Genomic DNA, 23,192 nt, shown 5'->3' with positions numbered 1-23,192 from the left:
ATACAATATCAATAAACTGGTGTTATATATCCAAGAACAAGAAAAAATAAAGACCTGAGACAAAATGCGTGGACATTTTATCTCGGGTCTTATTTTAAAAGTTATAGCAAAAATGGACTTATGATACAGCCCCTTTAATTAATTTTGTTAATCATTTAATAAACTAGAAGTTTCTTTGCGTGAAAGATATTTACTGCGTTTGGGAATAATTGTTTGTGGCATAAATCGCGCAAGCAGCACTAGGACACTTGCTGATAGCAGCCAGGATAATAAAAGACCTAGCCAATGGTTAAGATTATTGAACTCAAATAAGACTTCTTCACCCAAGGCAAATGGCACAATCAGTTGGCGAATAGCAATAAATAATATTAAAGCTAAAAGACTGCCAGTGAAGATATTCAAATAAGTAGAAGAGTAACGTTTATTGTTCAAGGTCTTTTGTGTATATTTCGCAAATAAACCGGTTACTCCTACTGCTAAGATGGGAGCAATCCATTGAACGATTAAGACTAACCCATCATCTAATCCCCCGTTAAGCACTCCTTGGATAATTCCTACCAAAAGTCCGCTAATAATAGCTGATGGGGCGCCATGGCGCAATGCCAACCACATTAAAGGAATTAAGGCAATAATTAGCTCAAGCCCAAAAAAATTAATGGCTACTTCATCAGACACAAAAAACAAGATTAGGGATAGGACAAGAGCAATCACCATGTCCCAAAATTGTCTAATACTGCGTTTATTCATAATTATTTATCACCTTTTTTTACTTGATAATTTGAAGCTTCCATAATAATCGGTAGGATAACCGGACGACGTTTAGTCTCCTTATATAGATACTTACCAATTTTTTCACGCAGATCGCCCTTAAGATTATTCCAATCAAAATCATCTGAAACAATGTGTTTTTCTAAAACATCTAGCGTAATATCTGAACAAGCTTCAATTAAATCAATGGAAGTTTTCATAAAGACGAAACCACGCGAGGTAATTTGTGGGCCAACTAGAATTTTCTTCAAACGACGTGAAATAGTCGCGACTACAACGAAAATTCCGTCTTCACTTAAAATACGACGGTCTCTTAAAACCACATTCCCAATATCGCCTACGCCACTTCCATCGACTAAGACATCCCCTGCTGTCACCTGACCTGCTTGGATAACTTTTCCGTTTTCAAAGCTTAATACATCTCCAATAGATGGGATAATAATTTGATCTTCAGACATTCCCACTTGCAAGGCTAGATCACCGTGGGCTCTTAACATACGGTATTCCCCACTGACTGGAAGTAAAAAGTCCGGTTGAATAAAGTTTAACATTAATTTTAAATCATTGGGTGTAGCATGACCCGATGTCTTAAAGTGGTCTGTCACACTCATAACCCGAGCACCGGCTCTATAAATCATATCTTTGGTACGAGTCACACTCTTTTCCATTGAAACAGATGGAGTGGTTGCAATATAAACCGTATCATCTTCCTTTATGGTGACTGTTTTATGCTTACCTTGAGCCATGGCTTGGATAGTTTGAATCGGTTCGCCCACATCGCCAGTAGCCAGAATAACAATTTGATCCTCTTGATATTTATCGATATTTTTAAAATTACCAAAGACATCACGACTTGGAATAGAAATTTTATCTAACTTTAAAGCGACATCGACAATTTCGTAAAGGTCTTTGGTTGGGAAGAAAATGGTTCGTCTTGAATGGTGAGCTGCTTCTAAGACTTGCTGAATACGCATAATGTTCGAGCCAATCGTCCCTACTATCACTCTTCCTCGCGCATTGCGGAAGACTTCTGTTATTTCTTCTGTAATAACACGATCATTCACATTTTCCACTGGTGATTCTGCCTCAGCAGAGTCACTCAATAAGGCAAGAACCTTTTTCTTACCTAAGTCTGTCAACCGACCAAAATCAGTGCGGTAAGCTTGAGAAGCTGAAGGATCAAAGCGGAAATCGCCTGTGAAGACAATCGCCCCATCTTTAGTATCTATCACGATTCCGACTGAATCTGGAATGGTGTGAGTGGTAGGGAAGAAAGAAACATTGACATCACCAAATTCAATTTCAGTTTCTGAATCAATCACATGGAAATTTTCAAGGCGGTCATCGTGTCCTTGTCTACGAGCAGAAATAGAAGCCAATTCAATCGTTAACTGGGTTCCAAAAACCGGGGCATCAATCTTATCTAATAAATAAGGTAAGGCACCTACTGCATCGGCATGCCCATGTGACAAGAAAATCCCCACTACACGCTCAGCATTTTCTTCTAAATAGGTGAAGTCTGGAATCACCATATCAATTCCTAATAAATCATCTTGTGGATACAATAGCCCACAATCTAGCACAAATATGGCTTGATCGACTTCGACCAAATACATATTCTTGCCTTCTTCGCGAACACCACCTAAGGGAATAACTTTAATCTCACTCATAATACACCTCTATTATTATTTTTTCATATTTTATTAAACGCTTAGCAGCTTGATCTCCGTTAAGGGGTCAAATTCTGGCTTATCTCAGTTATTATAACATAGACCACCTTAAATTAAAATTTGAGCCTCTTTCCACCTCAACGACTACTGATTAAAGACTAATGAATTAGAATAAGCCCCCTTCATTTATAGGAGGGGGCTAAGACTTATTAAATTTATCGTTAATAATTATTCTGGCTTTTGCATTAACACTTTACGTGATAAATCAATCCGACCTTTTTCATCGATACTGGTTACTTTGACTGTTACAGTATCCCCAATATCAAAGACATCTTCGACCTTTTCAATGCGACGATGATCAATTTGAGAGATGTGAAGCAAACCTGATTTACCAGGTAGGACTTCCACAAAGCAACCATACTTCTCAATTCTAATAACTTTACCTTCGTATATTTTATTGACTTCCACATCTTCAACTAAGCTAAGCACAATCTCTTTTGCCTTTTTAATCATAGCTAAGTCTGAAGAAGCAATGCTAACTTGTCCTTCTTGAGAAATATCCATCTTAACGCCAGTTTGGTCAATAATGGAGTTAATGGTGTCACCACCCTTACCAATAACCACCTTAATTTTTTCAGGATCAATTTGAACCATTTCAATCTTCGGTGCATAAGGACTTAATTCTGGTCGTGGTTGAGCTAATTCACGAGTGATATTATCTAGGATTTCGAGACGGGCTTTTTTAGCTTGGGCTAAAGCTTCTTCTAAAATGGCCTTAGTAATTCCTTTTATCTTAATATCCATTTGTAAGGCCGTAATGCCTTCGGCAGTCCCCGCCACTTTAAAGTCCATATCGCCTAAGTGGTCTTCTAAGCCTTGGATATCGGTTAGGACAGTGTAGTTATCACCGTCCATCACTAAGCCCATAGCAATTCCTGCCACCGGTGCTTTAATCGGAACACCGGCATCCATTAATGCCAGCGTACCGGCACAAATGGATGCTTGTGAAGAAGAACCATTGGATTCTAATACTTCAGCCACTAAACGAATAACGTATGGAAATTCTTCTTCTGAAGGAATCACTTGGGTTAAAGCTTTCTCACCTAGCGCACCGTGACCAATTTCACGACGACCTGGTGAACCCACTCGTCCGGTTTCTCCTACTGAGAAGTTAGGGAAGTTATAATGATGCATGAAGCGTTTGCCTTCTTCTAATCCAAGACCATCAATAATTTGATGTTCGGATAAAGGAGCCAAGGTAGCTACTGATAAAGCTTGCGTTTGTCCACGGGTGAAGAGTCCTGAACCATGGGTACGTGGTAAAATGCCAGCCAAAGATTCCAAAGGACGAATTTCATCTATTTGACGACCATCTGGACGAATACGGTCATGGGTAATCAACCGACGAACGACTTCTTTTTCTAAGTCCTGCATAGCCGAAGAAACATCTTTCAGTTTCTCTTCTAAATCTTCTGCTTCGGCATACTTTTCACTAAAGAAAACTTCAGCTTCTTCACTCAATTGATTAACCGCTTCATCGCGGGCTTGTTTTTCCTGTGTTTTAACAGCTGTAACCATTTTTTCATTGTATAAGCTCTTGACTTGCTCAGTGATTTCTTGATCGATTTGAACTAATTCAAATTCAAATTTTTCTTTTCCAACTGCTTGGACAATCTCTTTTTGAAAGGCCACTAATTCTTGAATATTAGCGTGTCCAAACAATAAGGCTTCCAGCATATCCTCTTCTGATGCTTCCTTAGCAGAAGATTCTACCATGTTGATCGCGGTCGCAGTCCCTGCTACGGTTAAATCAATCTCAGAAACTTCTTTTTGGTCGGGTGTAGGGTTGATAACAAATTCACCATCGACACGTCCCACATCCACTCCGGCAATCGGTCCATCAAATGGTATATCTGAAATAGCCAATGCTAGCGAAGAACCAAACATAGCTGCCATCTCTGGTGAGCAATCTTGTTGAACTGAAAGGACTGTATTAGTAATTTGAATTTCATTCCGCACGCCTTCAGGAAACATTGGGCGGATTGGACGGTCAATTAAGCGGGCAGTCAGGGTCGCGTTATCAGAAGGTCTACCCTCACGTTTTAAGAAACCACCTGGCACCTTACCAACCGCATACATTTTTTCAATGTAGTGAACCGTTAAGGGGAAGAAATTCATCGGTGAAGGGGATTTGGAAGCGACAGCAGCAGTCAAAACGACTGTATCGCCATAACGTACTAAAACTGCTCCATTGGCTTGTTTTGCCATTTGTCCTACTTCAACAATTAAGGGACGGCCTCCCCAATTTGTTTCAAATACTTGTTTAGTTGTCATAACATAACTCCTTTTAAATTTTTAATCATTCGGAGTAGCACTAAACAAAAATCAACCGTTTAAAGTTTAAACGACTCATTTTTGTATAGTGTGAAACTCCGAACAAATCTACTAGTAATATAACAAAAAGGATGGCTAATTGCCATCCTTTAGTCGCAGGATTAACGACGTAATCCTAATCTTTTAATTAAATCACGGTAACGAGTAACGTCCTTGTTACGTAGGTAAGCAAGAAGGTTACGACGGTGACCAATTTTCTTCATTAATCCACGATAAGAGTGAAAATCTTTCTTATGTGTTTTAATATGGTCGTTTAAATTGTTGATGTCTTCTGTTAAGACAGCAACTTGAACCTCAACAGAACCGGTATCACCTTCGTGACGTGCGTATTCTTTCATGATTTCAGTTTTACGTTCTTGTGTTAATGCCATATTATTCACCTCTTTCTATTTTATTTCCACTAGCTAAGTAAAGCGTTGGTGATGCGCTAAACCGAGCGAGGGCATTGTTCTGAATTTTCATACAGAACAATGATTAATTATAGTTTAAAGCAGTCTCATAATCAAGGGGTTTTCTTAATTAATTGGAAATAGGGCTGAAATTCGTCTGGAGCTTGATCTTCTGCTAATAAGTGAACAGCCAATTCTGATTGAGCGCTTTGTTTAGTGGTCCCTTGGAAGTAGTACCTAAAATCTAGATGATAATGAGCCCCTTCGCCTTTTTGTGGGTTAGCGGGGATGGCAAATAGATTAAGGTCTACTAATTCGGACTGAGTAAGGGAGGTGAATTTTAAACCCGTTTCTTCGTATAGCTCACGCAAGGCTGTTGTTTGAGGGGTCTCCCCTATTTCCACGTGTCCTGCGGGTAATAAAGTTTTATGTAAATAAGGATGATGAATAAAAACTAAAGACTGATCTTGAAAAACCAAGGCTGAAGCTGATAAGTGCAATGGACTTTTGCGGTCCAAGAGATTGCTTGCAGGATATTGATCCATTATTTCTTGGAGCCTTAAAAACTTCTTCTGATTAAAGAAGGGTGAGACTTTAATCAATTCTTGCGCATTATTCAAAAGCTCTGCTGCATTAATTTGTTGCAAACAAATCCCTCACTTTTTTTATCAGATGGAAAGAGCCCACAACAATAATAGGATCGTCTTGGTCTTCCATCAGTTGTTTTAAGCCTGCACGACTATCCGGATAAGAAATCACTGAGCTTCCTTTTTGTTCAAAAAGTTTTGCTAGCTCTTTGGTATCCATCGCTCGATCTGGAAAATCGGGCTGGGTCACATAAAAATCAGCAGTTAATTTTAATAATTCATCTAGAATAGCCGGTACATCTTTGTCTTTGAGAAAACCACACAAAATGCTCAACTTTTGACCAGCATATAATGATTGGATGCTAGAGATTAATTCTTGAATGGCATCTAAATTATGAGCAGCATCTAGGATAATGTCGGGAGTGCTTTGCACTTTTTCAAAACGTCCTACCATTCTTAAGTCTTTAAAAGCTTTTGTCATGTCAGTCTCTATAGGAGAAGGTTGTTCACTTTCCAACCATACTTGATACCATTTAAAGACGGTCTTTAAATTTTCATTTTGGAAAGTCCCTAATAAGGGCAAGTAGAGTTCAAAACTTTTTTGATTTAGTTCCACTTGAAAATAATGTGGACGCTTGTAAACAATCTTTTGGTCAGAGCTATCATGGAAAGAACTTTTTTGCTCCGAGCTTATTTGTTTAAGACGCTCAACCACTCCGTTCTTTTGGTTCGGCGCCACAATGACTTGTTGATTTGAACGGATAATACCAGCTTTAGTCTCTACGATAGCTTGCAAAGAATCCCCCAGTAAATTTAAATGATCCATACCAATTTTAGTAAAGATGGCATATTCAGAGTGGCTAATTGCATTGGTCGCATCAAGGCCCCCACCTACACCACATTCTAAAACTAGATAATCACAGGCTAAATGGGCATAATAAAGGATCCCAATCAAAAAGATGGTCTCAAATTGTGACAAATCTTTTTGTGGGTCTAAGCCTAACACAATCGCCGCTCGGTGAACTTCCGCCATGATACAGCTGAAATCTGACTGACTAATCATTTGGTCATTGACTTTAATACTTTCACATTCTGAATATAAATGAGGACTGGTAAATAGTCCTGTGCGATATCCATGAGCAAGTAATAAATGAGAAATCATATTAGCAGTTGACCCCTTACCATTAGTTCCCGCAATATGGATGATTTTAACGGTTTGGTCCGGTTGGCCCAATTGTTTCAACATGGCTTTTAAAACACTTAGACGGTCTCCTTCACCATAAAGAATAGTTGGTAAATCATCGGTCAAACTGTTAATCATAAGGCGTTCACCTTAGGTAAAGACTGCAGAAATTCATTCCGCAACTGAACATCTTCATTAAAGGCGCCTAAATAATAATTGGTACGGGTAATGGAGTTGACTTTTTGGACCCCGCGCATTTCCACACACATATGACGGGCATCAACCACCACAGCTACTCCCTTAGCATGGGTAATCTCCATCAAAACCTCAGCGACTTCACGCGTAATATTTTCTTGCACATTTAACTTTCTTGCAGCATAGTTTACCAATCTTGGTATTTTTGACAGGCCAATAATTTGTCCATCTTGTGGAAGATAGCCTACATGAACATTCCCAAAAAAGGGTAACATATGATGTTCACACATAGAATAAAAAGGGATATTATTGACTGCCACCATTTGTTGATTAGGACTGGCATCGGTTGGGAACATTTTTCCTTCCGTAAATTCTTCTAAGCGAGTAGAAGCTGTAATTTCCTTTAGCGACTTGGCAACACGTTTAGGTGTTTCAATGAGCCCCTCACGATCTGGGTCTTCTCCGATTTCGATTAAAAGCTCACGAACTAATTCTTCTATACGATTCAAATTAATTTCTTTCATTTTCTACCACTCTTTCTATTCTTTGGTCTTGTGTCTTTTCTAAATGTTCAATGGCTTGATTAATTTGACAATAAGCATAAAAATTGGTGTCAATAATTTCTTTTAAAGGAATTAACACAAACAAACGGTTCATTATTTCGGGATGCGGTAAAGTTAGCTGAGGGTCTTCACTTTCTAGATGGCCAAAATATAAGATATCCATATCTAAAGTTCTAGGTCCCCAAACGATCAATCGCTTTCTTAGTAACTCGGCTTCTATTTCATGAAGGTAGTCCAATAAGTCATAAGGATCTAAGTCTGTTTCAATGGCGAGAGCTTGATTAATGAAGTCATCTTGCACGACTCCTCCTACTGGAGAAGTCTGATAATAGGCCGAGGCTTTTAAGACTTCAATTTGTGGATGAGTCGCTAACAGCTCTTGCCCCTTTCGCAGATTAGCCATCCGATCTCCTAAGTTAGATCCGACACTCAGATAAACAGTTGCCATCCTCTATCCCTCCAATTCAATTTCGGCAGAATCTAAAATACCATCGATGGGTAATTGTAATTTGCGAACATTGACTTTGACCTGACTAATTAGTTGTGGATTGGATTGTTTTATTAAATCTAAAAGGTCAAAAGCAACTGTTTCAATCAAGTCGACCCGTGTTTTTTTTATATATTCAGCAACTAGATCATAAAAATGCGCATAAGAGACTGTTTCATTTAAATCATCTCGCGTGAGACTGGCCTTCATGGTCACCGTCAGATCAACAGCGATATTTTGACCTAATTTCTTCTCTTCAGGAAAATAGCCAATATGCGAATAAAAACGCATGTTATTTAATTTTATCTTAAACATAACTCCTCCTATTTAAGTGGATAAGCAGCAAAATTTGTATCCTCTAAGCCATCAGATAAGCGCAAGTGGTTACCAATTAACGAAGCAATCCGGTGAGAGCTTCCCACATGAACCCTAAGCATTTCGATACCCATAAAAGCAGCGATAGCGGATAAGGCAGCAGAGCCTTCGTCTCTTTGTTTGAATCCTTCTTCGGTTTCAACATCTACATTAAAGCCAGCTTCTTGCAGGGTGTTTTGAATAAAGCGTTTACGAGAAACCCCTAAGAAGCAGGTAAAGCCTTTTTGGTGAATCCGATTGGCTTGATGGATTAATTGGTAGTTCTCACGTTTAGTTAAACCAAAGCCGATTCCTGGGTCAAGTGCGATGCGGTCTTTTTTGATACCCGCTTCAGCCGCATACTTTAAAGACTTATCAAAATACTTATCCATCAATTCAACAGCGTCCATTTTGGCAAAAGCGTCCAATTCTGCTTTGCTAAAGACGCCTTCTGCTCCAAACTGCGGAAAGACCTTGGCGGAAGGATGGTCTGGACGGACAATTACTGGATTAGCCATCACAATGACACCAGCTTGAGTTGGTGCAATCACTGAGGCCATGCGCGGGTCACCTAAAAGTCCAGTAATATCGTTGATAATATCGGCTCCGGCTGCAAGCGCTGCTTGAGCAACCTCAGCTTTCCAAGTATCAACTGAGATTATTACATCAGATTGCGCTCTTAGGGCCTTGATAACTGGGACGACACGTTGGATTTCTTCTTCTACGGCCACATAAGTCGACCCCGGACGGGTAGATTCTCCTCCGATATCAATCATTTGACAACCTTGCTTAATCAATTCCATCGCTCGCTTACAGGCCACTTCTAGACCAAACCATTTTCCTCCATCTGAAAAAGAATCTGGGGTCACATTGACGATTCCACAGAGAATGGTCGGGTCGCCATGCTTAATCTCACGATGGTTAAAGCGAAAGACTGGCTGTTTTTTTGGATTTACTTGCATGTTTTACTCTCCCCACTTAGATAGTTTGACTCAAAAAAAGAGCACTCTTCAAAAGAGTGCCCTCCACAAGATGAAAACAGCGGAGGCGATTATCTATCGCGTGAGAATCACTTCGTCTTCTAGCGACATCCCATCTAGAAGCACTTTACGTAAATAACCTACTCTGTTTTTGAATTCCCTTATATTGTAAGGGAATACATTAAAAATTACAATGTTAGATTTTTATTACTTATTTTATCTTGAAATGCGCTTTCAACTCCATCATTAAATCACGCGTCTCGGCTGCTTTTTCAAAATTCATTTCTTTAGCATAAGCTTTCATCAACATGGTTAAACGCTCCAGCTCTTCCTCTCTTTGCATCCGAGATAGTTGTTTGAAATCTAGTAAGACATTTTCTTGACGATCTTCTGCTTCCACATCGTGAGTGATACGAATTAAGTCGCGAATATCTTTTTTGATAGTCGTCGGTGTGATACCATGCTCTTTATTATAAGCTGTTTGAATTTGGCGTCGTCTTTCTGTCTCATCAATCGCTTTTTGCATAGAATTAGTGATGCGATCTGCATACATAATTACGCGACCGTTTTGGTTTCGAGCGGCTCGACCAATTGTTTGTACCAAGGCACGTTCTGACCTTAAAAAGCCTTCCTTGTCCGCATCTAAAATCGTCACCAGTGATACCTCAGGGACATCTAGTCCCTCTCTTAATAAGTTAATCCCGATTAAGACGTCAAAAACACCTAATCTGAGATCACGGATGATTTCCGTTCGCTCCAAAGTCACAATATCTGAATGCAGATATTTGACCTTAATATCCAATTCCCTTAGATAATCGGTTAAGTCTTCAGACATTTTTTTGGTTAAAGTCGTTACAAAGACACGTTCATTTCTTTCCACTCTTAAACTAATTTCGGAAACTAAATCATCAATTTGTCCCTTAATCGGTCGAACCTCTATAACAGGATCCAAAAGACCTGTTGGACGAATAATTTGTTCGACATATTCATGGTTGGTATGTTCTAATTCATAAGGGCCTGGTGTGGCTGAGATATAAATAATCTGATTAATATGGTCTTCAAACTCATTGAGTTTAAGTGGACGATTATCCACAGCTGAAGGTAGACGAAAGCCGTATTCAACCAACTGCTCCTTACGCGCCCGGTCACCATTATACATCCCACGAATCTGCGGCATGGTAATGTGGGATTCGTCAGCAACGATTAGAAAATCATCAGGAAAGAAATCTAATAGCGTATAAGGTGGCTCTCCTGGTGCACGCCCATCCAGATGGCGCGAATAGTTTTCAATGCCTGAACAATAGCCCATTTCCAATAACATTTCAATATCATAGTTAGTTCTTTGCTCTAGTCGCTGAGCTTCTAATAGTTTATTCTCAGAGCGTAAGACTTCTAATCTTTCCTCTAATTCTTGACGAATACTTTCAACTGCTCTTTGCGTTTGTTTTTGATTAGCTACGAAGTGGGTAGCCGGATAAATGGGATAGTGTTCGACATCCTTTTTGATTTCACCTGTTAAAACATCTACTTCACGGATACGGTCGATTTCATCACCGAAAAACTCAATCCGAATGACTTCTTTATCTCTTGAAGCTAAAAAGATTTCTAGGACATCGCCACGGGCTCTAAAGGTTCCACGTTGAAAATCAATATCATTGCGAACAAATTGCATGTCGACTAAACGAGCCATCACTTGGTCACGGGCAATTTCTTGACCTTGACGTAAAGAAAGTACATGCTCACGATACATGTCCGGATCAACCAAACCATAAATACACGACACTGAGGCGACTACTATCACATCGTCTCTTTCTAATAAAGAAGAAGAAGCTGAATGACGCAACTTATCAATTTCGTCATTGACACTGGATTCCTTTTCGATATAGGTATCAGAAGATGGCACATAGGCTTCTGGCTGATAATAATCATAGTAGGAGACAAAATATTCGACCGCATTATCAGGGAAAAATTCTAATAATTCGGAATATAATTGACCCGCTAGTGTTTTATTATGAGCTAGGACCAATGTTGGTTTATTGACTTCTTCAATTACCTTAGCCACTGTATATGTTTTACCCGTACCAGTAGCCCCAAGTAAAATCTGCTCTTTTTTCCCTGCTCTTAAACCAGCCGCTAACTCTTTAATTGCCTGGGGTTGGTCACCAGCTGGTTCATAAGGTGATACCACCCTAAATTTATTACTCTTCAAAAACTCGCCTCCATTTATGCTTTTGCTCTTAATAAATTACACAACTTTTGCTTGTCTCACAAGTTCAATGCTTATTAAATAATCTGACTTATTTTTATTGCAAGTTGACATTGTCTTCTGTATAATATTTCTTGTTGACTAAGTTTTCAGACTTAGACTAGATTTATTGAAAAGAGGTGACCATTCATGGCCAATACAGCATCAGCAAAAAAACGTACACGTCAAACTGAAAAAGTTTCTAGCCGTAAACGCACTCAAGTTTCTGCTTTAAGAACTGCAATGAAAAAAGTTCGCGTAGCAGTTGAAACGGGCGAAGGTGATGTTCAAGCATTATACCAAGCCGCAGTTAAAGCTATTGACTCTGCCGCAACTAAAGGCTTAATTCATCACAACAAAGCAGCACGTGATAAATCTCGTTTAGCTAAATTAATTGCATCTGCTAAATAATAATTGAGCTTCCATTGGGAGCTTTTTTTGTTTTACTGATTAATCAGACCAAGCATCCTCGTTAATCCTTGTTTGATTAGGGGCCTAACAACAAGCCGATAAATCTTGTTACAGACCCTAATCGAAAGGTTTTAAGAAGGATGCTTTTTATGTTGAACTTCATTTTATAGATACTGATTAAGTAGTTCTTGTCGACTGTGCTTGCTTAAATAAGACACTGGAACATCTAATTGTGTTAAGGCTCCTGATTTTCCTTCACTAGCTAAACGGTAAACCGCTCTGGCATAGGCCAGCAGTAAATGGGCTTGATTAAATCGAGGGTGATTAAAACTTAAGCTCAAATCATAAGTAGTAAGCTCTTGATTGTCTGAAAGGGTCCGAATCAGCCGACCCGCTTTGGCTTCCTTTGAAAGCTTGGTCATCTGATCACTCGAAACAAAATTTATATTCCTTTCAACTTGAGAAAGATAATTAGGTAAGGCCTGTACTTGATCATGAATCCTGTCAGGATTCACTCCCTCTTCCAAAACTAGGTAAGCCACTCTTTCTTGATAGTCAGAAAAACGCAAATCAGCACCTTCCCCTTTTAAAATGGCTTGTATACTTTGAGGAGAGGCTTTGATATATACACTTGCTTGGGCTACTCCTTCTATGCCAGCCAGTGTTTCACTCATTTTTTGACTCCATTCATTTTCGATAAAACGATAATTAGTTGCTTGAGGCATCACAGCTTCTGCCAATAATTGATTGATTGTATAAATACCAGGATTCCACCCTACACCTATCACGGCTAATTTATGGTGAACCTGACTGATAGAATCGATCGATTTTAATAAAAGAGCTGGCTTAGCATAAAAATTATATGTATCCACTAAATTAAAATGAGCCGCATATTCCGTTAGATTATCAGGATTATCCTCAGTAGTACCCCTACAGACTAGCAAGACATCAATAGACTCTTTAAAGTTAAGTACTTGTTCCATGGGATGAATAGGCAAAGACTGCAAGGCTTGTGGGAAGTCCTGCTTACTTTGCCGGCTAAAGATATGTTGGATAATTAAGTCTTGGTGTTGATCCATAACTTCCATAATAGCTTGACCCACTTGATCGAAACCTGCGATGGCTAAGCGAATTTTTTGCATAGGATCCTCCTTTAATTAAAGTTGCATGATTTTGGTCAGGATCAGATAGAAAGACGTATCCTTATTGCCCAAACCGGTTTTCATTTGGTAATCGGCTTGAATGAGTTGTAAATAAAGCTGACTAAGTTCTCCTATTTGCATGGGTCGACTGGCTTGAAGGGCTAATTTCACTCGATAAGGATGGACAGAGAGTGTTTGAGCTATTTCATCTTGCTTTATTCCTTGCATTTGTAAGAGTTTAACTTGTAAAAATAAGCGAAACTGCGAAACGATTAAGGCATGTAGTTGAATGGGATCGTGCTTCATTAATATTAAGTCTTGATAAATTTGAATCGAGCGATCAAGCTTGCGGGCTAGTATAGCATTGGTCAATTCAAAGACATCTGAAGCTAGGCTGCGTGTGACTAAAGAATTTACCACTTCCAGGGTAACCTTTTGACCACTTTGAGCAAATTGTTTCAACTTCTCCAATTCAGCCACTGCTTGACTCAATTGATAATCTACACGTTGTAACAAAGCCTTTTGGGCTTCTGTAGTCATCTCAAAATCAGCACTTTGAATATAACTTTGAATAAAGGACTGAACAGCCGCTTCTCCTAGAGGAGAAATATTAATATAAGTCGTCTCTTTCAGGAATGCCTTGGTTAATTTTCGCCTTTTATCCACTTGATCATGAGGGACGATAAAAAGAATACAAGTAGCGGGATTAGGATCCTTCAAATAATCCAACAAGCGCTTTGTTTGACCATCAGTCATTTTTTGTTGAGCTTGGCTGTTTAGAAAATCTACTTGGTCCACTATAATGAGGCGTTGGTCGACAAAAAACGAATAACTTTCTGCTTCATCTAAAACAGTGTCAATGGATACTTCATTAGCGTCAAAGCTAGAAAGGTCTAGTTCGCCGGCCAAATTTTCAATTTTTTGAGCCAGAGCTTGTCGAAAATTTTGTTGAAGATAGACTTCACTGCCTTGAAGACAGTAAACATTATCAATCTTACCCTGAACCAAAGCCTGTTTTGCCTTTTGAAAGTCCATAATGCCCCTCCTCATCCTCTCTCATTAGTGTACCAAATATTTTATGCTTTGTATGCTATAAAGCCTTTTAACTTGCAGGCACTTTCTTGTATAATAGGAATATCATTATAGTCGCAGAAAGGAATTTATTATGCAACCAATCATCGCAATTACTGGTAGTATTACACCCATTCAAAACGACCCTCGATATGCAGCCTTCGATGCTACTTACACCCCTCACTTTTTTGTAGAAGCTATTATTGAAGCGGGAGGGATTCCACTCGTTCTACCCATCAATAACCAATATCCAATTGAAGCCATTATTGACCGTATAGACGGTCTGATCCTAACTGGTGGACAAGATGTGGATCCACGTTTTTATCAAGAAGAACCTCATTTAAAATTAGGATCTTTAAATATCGACCGTGACCACCATGAATTAAAATTAATTAAACATTTTATGCAAGCTGGCAAGCCAATCCTTGGTATCTGTCGTGGTATGCAATTAATTAATGTTCTTCAAGGTGGGAACCTCTATCAAGACCTCAGCTTGTATCCAGAATGGGCTATTCAACACGTGCAAAAATCAGAATTAAACCGTATGACCCACCGGGTTAAAATTGATCCCAATTCACGTTTAAGTAATTGGATGGGAACTGGTGATTACGTCAACAGTCTTCACCATCAAGCCATTAAAGAGCTGGGTAAAGACTTAAAAGCCATTGCCTGGTCAGGTGACCATCTGGTTGAAGCCATTGAATCCACTGATCCAAATGTGGATATTTTAGCTGTCCAATGGCACCCTGAACTCACTTACAAACATCAAGAAAGCAGTCGAGCTATCTTTAAAGATTTGGTAGAACGGGCTAAAAATAAGCAGTAATTTTTAATTAATCAAACAAAAACGAATCCTGCATAGGATTCGTTTTTGTTTTAGTATTGCTTACGATCACCGTACATATAAGGGTCAGCTTCTGAGAACATATAGGATCGGTGATGGTAACGCATAGAGAGTATCAGACCCACTCCGACCATATTGGACAGTATGGCCGATCCCCCTTGAGAGATAAAGGGTAATGGTACTCCCGTAATTGGCAGTAAACCGATAGTCATGCCCACATTCTCTAGAACGTGGAAAAGAATCATGGTAATAACTCCTGCAGAAATATAAGTATAATACTCATTTTGAGTCTCAAAACAAGTTTGAACCATTTGATAAATCAAAACAAAATAAATCACCAGAATAATCGCCGCACCAAAAAAACCAAAATTTTCACCAATAGTCGTAAAAATAAAGTCTGATTCACGAACCGGAACTGGCACTTCGGAAATGCCAAAGCCCTTACCATAGAGTTGACCAGATCCAATCGCTAAGATCGATTGAACCAGTTGGTAAGATTCACCTCTGGTGTCTGAGAAGGGTTCTAACCAAGTAGTGATCCGGCCTAACTGATAAGGTTGGAAGCCGATTTTCAGTAAGGCATCTGGGAATAAGACGGCCAGTAAGATTAATCCCCCACCAACAATGAAAACAACTGAAAAAGCTGGAAATAAAATTTTCCATGAAACACCGGATAAAAGAATCAATCCAGCGATAATAGACAGCATGACCAAGTTAGTTCCCAAGTCATTTTGCATTTGCACTAATATTAATACAGGTGCGGAAGCCAATAAGAGTTTACCAATCAAGATAAAGTCGCTTTGAATCGTTCGATTAGTATTTTGATTATTGTGTTCGGTTACCAATCGTGACAGATAAACTATCAAGGCTGGTTTCATCAACTCTGAAGGTTGAAAAGATAAAGAACCTAATTTGAACCAAGATTTAGCTCCCGTCATGATTGCTGTTTGGCGATCATGGAAAAAAAGGACGAGCACCAGTAAAAACAGACCAATACCGTAAAAGTAAATAGATAATTTCCAATACTGTTCACTATCAAACTGCATAACGATAATAACGACCAGAGAACCTAAGGCGTACCACAAGGCTTGTTGTAAGGTCGGCCCGATTCCTTGGTTGGAAATCATTGCGGTAGTTGCATATACAACGGCTAAGCCCACTAAACATAACAACAAAACAGTTAAAACAATGCCATAATCAATTCGATTTTCTTGATAACTAGCAATTCTTCTATTTATTTGCATTAATATTTCTTCCTCCTTAAGGATAAGACTTAATCGATGGATTTGATAGATCGAATCATTTCATTAAAGTCTCTTATTAACTGCCTTAAAATCTAAAGTTAAAACATTTATAAAAGCGCCGATAAAAAATATGAGACAATTTAGATAAATCCAAAACATGATGACTAAAATTGCACCCAAGGCAGTGTTACTATTAAGTGATTGATTAAATTGAATAATGGTTCCAAATAATTTACCTAAAAGAGTAAACGTTAATACAGAGAATAAGGATCCTGGAATAGCTTTAGTATATTTTAATTGATGATGCGGTAAATAGGTATAAACAATCACTAGAAAAATAAAGAGGAAAAATAAAGACCCCCAACTTCCCCCTCTTAACCAAGTAAACAAAAAGCTCAAATCACTTCTTAAATACTGGTCAATCCAAGTCAGTAAATACTCACCGAAAGTAAAAATAAAGGTTGAAACTAAAATAACTAAGACGCTGACTAAGGTAAAAAGATAGGCAAATAAGCGTTGAATCAAAAAGTGTCTCTTGCTCTTTACCCTATATATTTGATTGAGCACTCTTTGCAAGGCATTAAACACATTGGAAGCAGGCCATAAAGCTAAGACTAAACCAATTGGCACCCAGCTAGTAGAAGCTGTTTGATAGTACTGTTGAATCATTGGGATTAAGGACTTAGCCACTTGTCCAGGCAAAGTAGTTCTCAAAAAGACAATGACTTCTTCATAAGAATAAGGTAAGAGCACAATCAAGTTGGAAAAGGCTAAGAGAATAGGAACAACGGCTAAGAGAATAAAGTAAGAAACTTCCGCCGCGTATGAGCCAAAAGAAAGCCCATCAAGCTGCTTTTTTATTTTGACAACTAAGCTTTTGATTTGGTCTTTAGACTTGGTATTTAACAACCCCATTTAGGCTACTCTCCCTTCTTATAACTTCTATAGATTACCATAATCATTGAGTAATTGCACTTGAATGTCTAAGCAAAATCGATAAATTCAATCGGATTGCTTAGACAATAATTGGCAATAAGGTTATAATTAAAGAGAATAAAGAACGGAGGGAATTTATGTCTAACGGTGTTACTTTTTACTTTATGCGGCACGGTGAAACGATATTTAATCACAATGGTCAAGTGCAAGGTTGGTCCGATGCCCCCCTAACTGCTAAAGGAATTGAGCAAGCAAGAGCTTCTGGTCGCGGCATTGCAGATATCCATTTTGATGCGGTTTATTCCAGCGATTTACACAGAACGCAAGAAACTCTCCGCTATGTTCTGGATGAAAACCATCACAAAAACCACTACGAAATCCAATTAATGAAGGAATTACGGGAAGTCTTCTTTGGTTCATTTGAAGGTCAACCAGCTTCCAATCTGTATGATGCAGTGGATGAGCATTTATTGGCCGGTGGTATTGACGTAAAAAAAATGGATAAACCAATTGAAATGCCTAAATTTCTAAAGCTAGTAAAACATTTAGACCCTGAACATTGGGCTGAAAATTATGTTGAATTTTGGGATCGGATTGAATCAGGACTTTTAATTCTATTAAATAAGCATGCGGGAACTAATCAAAAAATATTGATTATGAGCCATGGCATGGCCATTAGCAATCTAATTCACGGTTTAGTGGCAGATTTCGAGAGTGGACAACCCCTATCTAATTGTTCCCTATCCATTGTTGAATATCGTGACGGACAATTTCGTTTAAACGCCTTTAATCAAACTGAGCATTTTATCTACGATAAATAAGTCAGCCATTTTATAAATTAATCCTAAACAATAAAAACACCGGGGCATTTACCCGGTGTTTTTTGCTTGAGAATTTAGAAACTAGGAAACCTTAGCCTGCATCCGATACATTTCGGCATACTGTCCATTTAAAGCCATCAATTCATGATGGTTGCCTTTTTCTTTGATTTCGCCATTATCCATCAAAATAATTTGATCGGCATGCTGAATAGTCGATAGGCGGTGCGCAATGATAAAAGTTGTCCGACCTTTTTGTAGCACTTTCATGGCTGCTTGAATGATCGTTTCAGTCTCAGTGTCAATATGTGAAGTTGCTTCGTCTAAAATTAAAATCTTAGGATCAGCAGCCAGGGTACGCGCAAAGGAAATTAACTGCCGTTCCCCTGAAGAAAGGGATTGACCTTTTTCAACCACTACTTCATCGATCCCCTTTTCTAATTTAGCCATCATTTCTTTGGCCCCAACTTGTTCGATAGCCTGCATGATCTTTTCTTGGCTGATCTCCGGATCATTCATAGAGATATTACTAGCAATGGTTCCTGAGAAAAGGTAGGGCTCTTGTAGGACGATACCCATATCGGCTCGAACACTCTCACGCGAAAAGTCTTGAATATCCTGGCCGTCAATCAAAATCGTTCCATCTTGTGGATCATAGAAACGGAAAATTAAATTAATTATCGAAGATTTTCCTGAACCGGTATGACCGACTAAACCAATTGTCTGACCAGGCTCAACTTCAAAATTAATATTTTTTAAGACTTTTTGATCGCCTTTATAGGCAAAGTTCACATTTTGAAAGCTAACACGCCCCTCACCCATTTCAAAGACTGCTGCTTGATCTTTTTCACTGGGGTGATCCATCAAGGAAAAGACCCTAGAGCCTGAAACTAAAGATTGTTGCAACATAGTCATTAAACGCACAATTTGTGTAATCGGATCAAAAAGGCGCGATACATAATTAATTAACACATATAATTTACCGACAGAAATACCTAAGATGCCCTCTAAGTATTGAGTTCCTAAATAGGTCACTACCAATAAGATACCCATATTTTTTAATAAATCAGCCAAGGACCAAGAGAGTCTAGAATCAATCTTTTGGGATTGGAGTCTTGATTGATACCATTCTTCATTGGTTGCTTCAAATTCATCATTGAGCATTTCTTCTTGTCCAAAGGCTTGAACAATTGTTACCCCTTGAATAATCTCAGCCGTTTTGCTGTTTAATTCAGAGATACTTTCACGCCATTTAGTATTGACTGGCGCAATTTTACGCATATAAATAACTTGCCAAACGATAAAAAGTGGGATGAATAAAAGAAAGGCTAAACCAATTTTTAAATTGACGTAGAGTAAGGCGGCATAAATACCAATGACCGTCATTAAGTTAATCAACATACGGTTACAAAAGTTTTGATAAAAGGACTGACGCAAAACTTCCGTGTCATTGACAATTCGAGCCGCAATTTTTCCAGCCGGTTTATCATCAAAGTATGAAACTGGTAGGGTTTGCATATGCTGATGGGCTTGATCCCTCACCTTTTTACTCAACTGATTGGCCACAAAAGCCATTAAAATATATGCAGAGTAAGAAAGGACTGCCGAAGAAACCAAAATCAAGACATAGCGAATGAAGAAGCTAATTACCTTGCCTTGTTCAATGATTTGATTATTACTGACTTGATTGGCTGCATAATCAATTAAATCTTTAGCTAATAAAGGAGCATAAACAGAAAGGCCGACCGAAGCAATTAGGAAGAAAACACCTAATAAAAATTTCCATTTAGCATACTTCAAATAGGACAATAAACGTTTAAAAGTTTCCATTTTCGCCCTCCTCCATTAGTTGATTACGATACTGTTGGTAATACCAACCTTTAGTTTTTAATAGTTCTTCAGGTTTTCCTCTTTCAATGATGCGCCCATCTTCTAAGACTAAAACTAAGTCTGCATGCGAAACAGCTGAAAGACGATGGGTAATGATAATATTGGTTTTATCTTGACGTGCTGCTTGAATATTTTTAATGATAGCCGTTTCGGTTTTAGCATCTACTGCAGACAAGGAGTCATCCATAATTAAAAGCTCCGGCTTACGAATTAAAGCACGGGCAATCGCAATTCTTTGTTTTTGTCCACCTGAAATGGCTACCCCTTTTTCACCGATTAAGGTTTCTAAGCCCTTATTCATATGGGCCATATCCTTAGTAAAATCAGCTGCTTCAATGGCCTCGTTCAGCTCCGCTTCTGTCGCATCAGACTTTCCAAAAAGAATATTGTCTTTGACTGAGCGAGAGAAAAGCACATGGTCTTGAGGAACATAACCAATCAAACTAGCTAATTGTTCAAAATGATAATCAGCAATCGGATGGCCGTTAATCTTTAAGGATTCAGGATCTTCAACAGGATACTGGCGTAAGAGTTGTCGCACTAAGGTCGACTTACCTGAACCGGTTTTGCCAACAATTCCTAAAGTTTGACCCGCCTTTAAAGAAAAATTAATGGCTTGAATAACTGGCTCTTGATCATCAGGATAGGCAAACTGAAAATCTTTGAAATCAATTTGTTCAATCTGACTAATCGATCGGTCGCCTTCTTTGCCAAAGAGATCATCAGCCTCTTCGATTTCTTGAATCTTACGGTGTGAAACTTGACCCTGTTGATAGATCGCAATCAAATCAGACATCCCCCAAATCACTTCATTAAACATACCGAGATAAATTTGGAAGGTAATCAATTGACCAATTGATAATTGGCCTTGGTTGACGTAGTATGCCCCTAAGGCCAGACCAATCCCTGTGGAAAGGCCAGAAAAGATACGAGCAGAAGGTCCAAAAAAACCAAATAAGAAGTTCATCACATTGGTTTGTTTGACAACATCTTTGGTTCTTTCTTGAAAACGCACCTGCTCTAAGTCTTTCTTTCCATAGGCACGGATTACGCGTACCCCATCAACTGTTTCAAGCACTTCGTTAGACAATTTAGCTACCGCATCGCGGCTGGCTTCATAGCGTTTATCGGCTTCTTGTCCTAGGAAATGAATGATCACCCCAAAAAGAATTAAAGGAATAATTGATATTAAGGTCAATTTCCAGGAAATAGTAATAAACATGACTAAAAGAATTGAAATCAGCCAAGATCCATCTGAAATGATAATTAGAAAACCATAAGCTAATGTTTCCCCCAAACGATCTATATCTGAAGTCATCCGCGTCATTAAATCACCCGAGCGGTAATTTTCATAAAAAGGTAATTTTAAATAAGTGAGTCGGCGAAATAATTTTTGACGGACTTGCTTGGTGAAAAGTGATGAACGACCAAAAAGAATCACCAACCAAGAAGCCTCTACGATATAATTTGATACAGCCGCTACTGAGAAAACGGCTAAATAAAAAATTAAAGTCTTTGAATCTAAAGATTTTTTGACAATGGCATCAATGAATAATTGAATAATATAATTGGGAACGATAGCTAATAAGCCTGATAAAATGGCTAGTAGGCCGCCAATGAAATAAGCCATTTTATGTTCCTTAATAAATTGATATAATGCTGCTAACATCTCTCTCCTTCTTCCTAGATCCTTTCATAATAAGTAAGCATAAAAGACACCTATTTAAGGTGCTCCTTAAATAGGTGTCTTTTTGCATAATGACAGACTCCTAGATCAATTAGCTAGTGAGTCTTCCTATTTATTATGAAAGGAGTTTTTGTGATAATTAAATGAAAGACAAATAAGTTCATAGTGTTCATTGTTTTAACTCCTTTCTAAATTTAATGAATCTATTGTATACCTTTTCATATAATCTGTAAACACTGATTTCATTTTATTTGCAATTAATTGTCAATAGCGTATCGTATAATTAGAGTTATTATTTAATTAGGAGGTTTTTTTATGAAAATTGTTGTTCTAGAAAACTTAAAAGTCCCCCAAGAACGGATTGAAGAACTGGCAAAACCTTTAATAGAAGCAGGCCATGAATTTAAATATTACCCTGAAAAAACGACCCATCCAGAAGAATTGATTGAACGCAGTCAAGGGGCAGATATTCTTACCTTAGCTAACAATCCTTTGCCTGAAGAAGTTTTAGACCAGCTAGATCAGGTGAAATATATCAATGTGGCTTTTACTGGCGTCGACCATATTCCTTTAATCAAAGCCAAAGATCGCGACATTTTAGTTTCGAATGCCGCTGGCTATGCCAATACAGCCGTCGCTGAATTAGTCCTAGGGATGACGCTTAATTTATTCCGTCAACTCAAGGCTAGCGACCAAGAAGTAAGAATGACCGAAGACTTTCCTGGTATTCGGCAAGGCTCTGAAATTAAAGGCAAGACGGTAGGAATTATTGGAACTGGAAAAATTGGTAAAGAAACGGCTAAATTATTCAAGGCCTTTGGCGCTAACTTAATGGGATTCAATCGCAGTCGTGATCAGGAATTAATCAATATGGGAATGGATTACTCCTCCTTAGAAGAATTACTAGCTAAGAGTGATATCATCACTATCCACCTTCCACTTAACCGCGAAACCCAGCAATTCTTTGGAAAAGATCAATTACAAGCTATGAAAAAATCAGCCGTTTTGATTAATTGCGCTCGCGGTCCAATCATTGATAGTGATGCCCTAGCCCAAGCCTTAAAGGATGGAGAGATTGCTGGAGCCGGAATTGATGTCTTTGATAGCGAGGCACCTCTTCGTGAAGACCACCCGTTGCTAACCGCACCAAACATCCTACTGTCTCCTCATGTTGGTTACTTTACCCATGAAGCGATGGATTTAAGAGCTCAAATCGCTTTTGAAAACATCTATCGTTATCTTGAAAATCAACCACAAAACTTAGTTTAATACTCCTTATAAAAAAGCACCCTAAAAAATAGGATGCTTTTTCTCTTTCAATTTGAACCAGTTAA

The 23,192-nt window shown here is 38.5% G+C and carries 19 protein-coding genes, 1 pseudogene and 1 riboswitch; of the genes and pseudogenes, 4 read left to right on the top strand and 16 right to left on the bottom strand.

Translation table 11 applies throughout. From position 1 onward, the window contains the following. Window positions 1–147: 147 nt before the first annotated feature. The 10 genes and pseudogenes from ACQV2R_RS03635 to uvrB form a co-directional block, all read right to left on the bottom strand. A complete protein-coding gene (locus ACQV2R_RS03635) occupies window positions 148–747 on the bottom strand; it encodes an energy-coupled thiamine transporter ThiT (RefSeq protein ID WP_428874825.1) in 600 nt (199 codons plus the stop codon). A 2-nt stretch (window positions 748–749) separates the two neighbouring features. After that, window positions 750–2,438: a ribonuclease J gene (locus ACQV2R_RS03630; RefSeq protein WP_428873766.1), complete on the bottom strand. Its 1,689-nt coding sequence runs from the start codon at window positions 2,436–2,438 to the stop codon at window positions 750–752. A 228-nt stretch (window positions 2,439–2,666) separates the two neighbouring features. Further along, window positions 2,667–4,772 carry a polyribonucleotide nucleotidyltransferase gene (pnp, locus tag ACQV2R_RS03625; protein WP_428874121.1) on the bottom strand — a complete coding sequence of 702 codons (2,106 nt, stop codon included), beginning with the start codon at window positions 4,770–4,772 and terminating at the stop codon, window positions 2,667–2,669. A 161-nt stretch (window positions 4,773–4,933) separates the two neighbouring features. Further along, a complete protein-coding gene (gene rpsO / locus ACQV2R_RS03620) occupies window positions 4,934–5,203 on the bottom strand; it encodes a 30S ribosomal protein S15 (protein ID WP_428874122.1) in 270 nt (89 codons plus the stop codon). Window positions 5,204–5,334: 131 nt separating this feature from the next. Further along, window positions 5,335–5,868 carry an NUDIX hydrolase gene (locus tag ACQV2R_RS03615; RefSeq protein WP_428874123.1) on the bottom strand — a complete coding sequence of 178 codons (534 nt, stop codon included), beginning with the start codon at window positions 5,866–5,868 and terminating at the stop codon, window positions 5,335–5,337. After that, window positions 5,855–7,129, bottom strand: a complete 1,275-nt coding sequence (locus ACQV2R_RS03610) for a bifunctional folylpolyglutamate synthase/dihydrofolate synthase (RefSeq protein WP_428891841.1) — start codon at window positions 7,127–7,129, stop codon at window positions 5,855–5,857. The genes ACQV2R_RS03615 and ACQV2R_RS03610 overlap by 14 nt, the downstream gene beginning before the upstream one ends. Beyond that, a pseudogene (folE, locus tag ACQV2R_RS03605) lies at window positions 7,126–8,197 on the bottom strand (GTP cyclohydrolase I FolE). The gene ACQV2R_RS03610 and the pseudogene folE overlap by 4 nt, the downstream one beginning before the upstream one ends. 3 nt (window positions 8,198–8,200) lie before the next feature. Further along, the gene (gene folB, locus ACQV2R_RS03600) at window positions 8,201–8,551 is read right to left on the bottom strand and encodes a dihydroneopterin aldolase (RefSeq protein WP_428874125.1); all 351 of its coding nucleotides are present in this window, start codon (window positions 8,549–8,551) and stop codon (window positions 8,201–8,203) included. A gap of 8 nt (window positions 8,552–8,559) precedes the next feature. Then, window positions 8,560–9,552, bottom strand: a complete 993-nt coding sequence (folP, locus tag ACQV2R_RS03595) for a dihydropteroate synthase (RefSeq protein ID WP_428891840.1) — start codon at window positions 9,550–9,552, stop codon at window positions 8,560–8,562. A 75-nt stretch (window positions 9,553–9,627) separates the two neighbouring features. After that, window positions 9,628–9,720: riboswitch (THF riboswitch) on the bottom strand. A 61-nt stretch (window positions 9,721–9,781) separates the two neighbouring features. Then, complete coding sequence (uvrB, locus tag ACQV2R_RS03590; RefSeq protein ID WP_428874127.1) at window positions 9,782–11,779, bottom strand: excinuclease ABC subunit UvrB; 1,998 nt, start codon at window positions 11,777–11,779, stop codon at window positions 9,782–9,784. 186 nt (window positions 11,780–11,965) lie between these two features. Here uvrB and rpsT point away from each other — a divergent pair, with 186 nt between their 5' ends. Beyond that, the gene (gene rpsT, locus ACQV2R_RS03585; RefSeq protein WP_428874128.1) at window positions 11,966–12,226 is read left to right on the top strand and encodes a 30S ribosomal protein S20; all 261 of its coding nucleotides are present in this window, start codon (window positions 11,966–11,968) and stop codon (window positions 12,224–12,226) included. A gap of 164 nt (window positions 12,227–12,390) precedes the next feature. Here rpsT and ACQV2R_RS03580 read toward each other — a convergent pair whose 3' ends face one another. Both ACQV2R_RS03580 and holA read right to left on the bottom strand, forming a co-directional pair. After that, entirely contained in the window at window positions 12,391–13,368 is a 978-nt protein-coding gene (locus ACQV2R_RS03580) for a diaminopimelate dehydrogenase (RefSeq protein WP_428891839.1), read from the bottom strand. Between the two features lie 15 nt (window positions 13,369–13,383). Next, window positions 13,384–14,403, bottom strand: a complete 1,020-nt coding sequence (holA, locus tag ACQV2R_RS03575; protein ID WP_428874130.1) for a DNA polymerase III subunit delta — start codon at window positions 14,401–14,403, stop codon at window positions 13,384–13,386. Window positions 14,404–14,533: 130 nt separating this feature from the next. Here holA and ACQV2R_RS03570 point away from each other — a divergent pair, with 130 nt between their 5' ends. Then, window positions 14,534–15,265, top strand: coding sequence for a gamma-glutamyl-gamma-aminobutyrate hydrolase family protein (locus ACQV2R_RS03570; protein WP_428874132.1), 732 nt, complete (start codon window positions 14,534–14,536; stop codon window positions 15,263–15,265). 50 nt (window positions 15,266–15,315) lie between these two features. Here ACQV2R_RS03570 and ACQV2R_RS03565 read toward each other — a convergent pair whose 3' ends face one another. Continuing rightward, window positions 15,316–16,527, bottom strand: coding sequence for an FtsW/RodA/SpoVE family cell cycle protein (locus tag ACQV2R_RS03565; RefSeq protein WP_428874133.1), 1,212 nt, complete (start codon window positions 16,525–16,527; stop codon window positions 15,316–15,318). A 63-nt stretch (window positions 16,528–16,590) separates the two neighbouring features. Continuing rightward, on the bottom strand, window positions 16,591–17,442 hold the full coding sequence (locus tag ACQV2R_RS03560) for a YihY/virulence factor BrkB family protein (protein ID WP_428881906.1): 852 nt from the start codon (window positions 17,440–17,442) through the stop codon (window positions 16,591–16,593). Between the two features lie 158 nt (window positions 17,443–17,600). Between ACQV2R_RS03560 and ACQV2R_RS03555 the strand changes: the two genes are divergently transcribed. Then, entirely contained in the window at window positions 17,601–18,284 is a 684-nt protein-coding gene (locus ACQV2R_RS03555; RefSeq protein WP_428891838.1) for a histidine phosphatase family protein, read from the top strand. An 81-nt stretch (window positions 18,285–18,365) separates the two neighbouring features. Here the strand turns inward: ACQV2R_RS03555 and ACQV2R_RS03550 are convergent, their stop codons facing one another. Next, on the bottom strand, window positions 18,366–20,111 hold the full coding sequence (locus tag ACQV2R_RS03550; protein ID WP_428874137.1) for an ABC transporter ATP-binding protein: 1,746 nt from the start codon (window positions 20,109–20,111) through the stop codon (window positions 18,366–18,368). Next, window positions 20,098–21,840, bottom strand: coding sequence for an ABC transporter ATP-binding protein (locus tag ACQV2R_RS03545; protein ID WP_428881909.1), 1,743 nt, complete (start codon window positions 21,838–21,840; stop codon window positions 20,098–20,100). Before ACQV2R_RS03545 ends, ACQV2R_RS03550 begins: the two co-directional genes overlap by 14 nt. A gap of 333 nt (window positions 21,841–22,173) precedes the next feature. Here ACQV2R_RS03545 and ACQV2R_RS03540 point away from each other — a divergent pair, with 333 nt between their 5' ends. Further along, complete coding sequence (locus ACQV2R_RS03540; RefSeq protein WP_428874139.1) at window positions 22,174–23,127, top strand: NAD(P)-dependent oxidoreductase; 954 nt, start codon at window positions 22,174–22,176, stop codon at window positions 23,125–23,127. The last annotated feature ends 65 nt before the right edge of the window (window positions 23,128–23,192 follow it).

Source organism: Facklamia sp. P12937 (assembly GCF_050409505.1).
Taxonomy (GTDB): Bacteria; Bacillota; Bacilli; order Lactobacillales; family Aerococcaceae; genus Facklamia.
Note: the sequence above shows the minus strand (reverse complement) of the source record. Positions and strands in the feature narration are given on the sequence as shown.

Bases quoted from the DNA above. Each gene is read 5' to 3' on its own strand.
- ACQV2R_RS03540 (WP_428874139.1), top strand. From the start codon at position 22,174: ATGAAAATTGTTGTTCTAGAAAACTTAAAAGTCCCCCAAGAACGGATT.
- ACQV2R_RS03550 (WP_428874137.1), bottom strand. From the start codon at position 20,111: ATGGAAACTTTTAAACGTTTATTGTCCTATTTGAAGTATGCTAAATGG.
- ACQV2R_RS03630 (WP_428873766.1), bottom strand. From the start codon at position 2,438: ATGAGTGAGATTAAAGTTATTCCCTTAGGTGGTGTTCGCGAAGAAGGC.
- holA (WP_428874130.1), bottom strand. From the start codon at position 14,403: ATGGACTTTCAAAAGGCAAAACAGGCTTTGGTTCAGGGTAAGATTGAT.
- pnp (WP_428874121.1), bottom strand. From the start codon at position 4,772: ATGACAACTAAACAAGTATTTGAAACAAATTGGGGAGGCCGTCCCTTA.
- ACQV2R_RS03560 (WP_428881906.1), bottom strand. From the start codon at position 17,442: ATGGGGTTGTTAAATACCAAGTCTAAAGACCAAATCAAAAGCTTAGTT.
- folB (WP_428874125.1), bottom strand. From the start codon at position 8,551: ATGTTTAAGATAAAATTAAATAACATGCGTTTTTATTCGCATATTGGC.
- rpsT (WP_428874128.1), top strand. From the start codon at position 11,966: ATGGCCAATACAGCATCAGCAAAAAAACGTACACGTCAAACTGAAAAA.
- ACQV2R_RS03610 (WP_428891841.1), bottom strand. From the start codon at position 7,129: ATGATTAACAGTTTGACCGATGATTTACCAACTATTCTTTATGGTGAA.
- ACQV2R_RS03635 (WP_428874825.1), bottom strand. From the start codon at position 747: ATGAATAAACGCAGTATTAGACAATTTTGGGACATGGTGATTGCTCTT.
- ACQV2R_RS03565 (WP_428874133.1), bottom strand. From the start codon at position 16,527: ATGCAAATAAATAGAAGAATTGCTAGTTATCAAGAAAATCGAATTGAT.
- ACQV2R_RS03570 (WP_428874132.1), top strand. From the start codon at position 14,534: ATGCAACCAATCATCGCAATTACTGGTAGTATTACACCCATTCAAAAC.
- ACQV2R_RS03545 (WP_428881909.1), bottom strand. From the start codon at position 21,840: ATGTTAGCAGCATTATATCAATTTATTAAGGAACATAAAATGGCTTAT.
- rpsO (WP_428874122.1), bottom strand. From the start codon at position 5,203: ATGGCATTAACACAAGAACGTAAAACTGAAATCATGAAAGAATACGCA.
- ACQV2R_RS03580 (WP_428891839.1), bottom strand. From the start codon at position 13,368: ATGCAAAAAATTCGCTTAGCCATCGCAGGTTTCGATCAAGTGGGTCAA.
- ACQV2R_RS03555 (WP_428891838.1), top strand. From the start codon at position 17,601: ATGTCTAACGGTGTTACTTTTTACTTTATGCGGCACGGTGAAACGATA.
- folP (WP_428891840.1), bottom strand. From the start codon at position 9,552: ATGCAAGTAAATCCAAAAAAACAGCCAGTCTTTCGCTTTAACCATCGT.